The organism is Hymenobacter sp. IS2118 (assembly GCF_000715495.1).
Taxonomy (GTDB): domain Bacteria; phylum Bacteroidota; class Bacteroidia; order Cytophagales; family Hymenobacteraceae; genus Hymenobacter.
On record NZ_JNLX01000069.1, the window covers coordinates 1 to 1,724 of the forward strand.

The 1,724-nt window shown below is 53.5% G+C and carries 1 rRNA gene; it reads left to right on the forward strand.

Going from position 1 to position 1,724, the window contains the following annotated elements:
* Positions 1-201: 201 nt before the first annotated feature.
* Positions 202-1,717: ribosomal RNA gene (locus GM79_RS05695) — 16S ribosomal RNA — on the forward strand.
* Positions 1,718-1,724: the final 7 nt, after the last annotated feature.

The window sequence follows — 1,724 nt, forward strand, 5'->3', positions numbered from 1 at the left end:
CCGGCTGCTAACAGCCACACTATCACGCCAACTGGGCTGATACACGTTCTTTGAATGTTTGGAAAAGACAAATAGTAAGGGCTTCTCACAGTGATGTGAGGAGCAGCAATTACAAGCGTAACACGAATACACAGAACTCGTTAATACGAGTCGGATTAGCACTCGACATCAGCCCATGTTCGCATGGGTGTAGAACATTTTACAATGGAGAGTTTGATCTTGGCTCAGGATGAACGCTAGCGGCAGGCCTAATACATGCAAGTCGAACGGTCTTTAGCAATAGAGATAGTGGCGCACGGGTGCGTAACGCGTAACCAACCTACCTGAATCTGGGGGATAGCCCGCCGAAAGGCGGATTAATACCGCATAAAACCACAGAGTGGCATCACTTAATGGTTAAAGATTTATTGGATTCAGATGGGGTTGCGTGCCATTAGCTAGTTGGGGAGGTAACGGCTCACCAAGGCGACGATGGCTAGGGGAGCTGAGAGGCTGGTCCCCCACACGGGCACTGAGATACGGGCCCGACTCCTACGGGAGGCAGCAGTAGGGAATATTGGGCAATGGACGAGAGTCTGACCCAGCCATGCCGCGTGCAGGATGAAGGCTTTCTGAGTCGTAAACTGCTTTTCTCAGGGAAGAAAAAAGGGCATGCGTGCTCTACTGACGGTACCTGAGGAATAAGCACCGGCTAACTCCGTGCCAGCAGCCGCGGTAATACGGAGGGTGCAAGCGTTGTCCGGATTTATTGGGTTTAAAGGGTGCGTAGGCGGTTCTTTAAGTCCGGGGTGAAAGCCCACTGCTCAACAGTGGAACTGCCCTGGAAACTGGCGAACTTGAGTACAGACGAGGGTGGCGGAATGGATACTGTAGCGGTGAAATGCATAGATAGTATCCAGAACACCGATTGCGAAGGCAGCTGCCTAGACTGTAACTGACGCTGAGGCACGAAAGCGTGGGGAGCGAACAGGATTAGATACCCTGGTAGTCCACGCCGTAAACGATGGATACTCGCTGGTGGCGATAGATGGTCACTGGCTTAGCGAAAGCGTTAAGTATCCCACCTGGGGAGTACGCTCGCAAGAGTGAAACTCAAAAGAATTGACGGGGGCCCGCACAAGTGGTGGAGCATGTGGTTTAATTCGATGATACGCGAGGAACCTTACCTAGGCTAGAATGCGCGTGACCGGCTCAGAGATGAGCCTTTCCTTCGGGACACAAAGCAAGGTGCTGCATGGCCGTCGTCAGCTCGTGCCGTGAGGTGTTGGGTTAAGTCCCGCAACGAGCGCAACCCCTATGTTTAGTTGCCAGCATGTAATGATGGGGACTCTAGACAGACTGCCTGCGCAAGCAGTGAGGAAGGCGGGGACGACGTCAGGTCATCATGGCCCTTACGCCTAGGGCTACACACGTGCTACAATGGACGGTACAGCGGGTTGCCAACCAGCGATGGTGCGCCAATCCCGAAAAGCCGTTCTCAGTTCGGATCGGAGTCTGCAACTCGACTCCGTGAAGCTGGAATCACTAGTAATCGCGTATCAGCAATGACGCGGTGAATACGTTCCCGGGCCTTGTACACACCGCCCGTCAAGCCATGGAAGTTTGGTAGACCTGAAGCTGGTGCTCCGCAACGAAGCCAGTTAGGGTAGAACAGGTAACTAGGGCTAAGTCGTAACAAGGTAGCCGTACCGGAAGGTGCGGCTGGATCACCTCCTTTCTGGAGC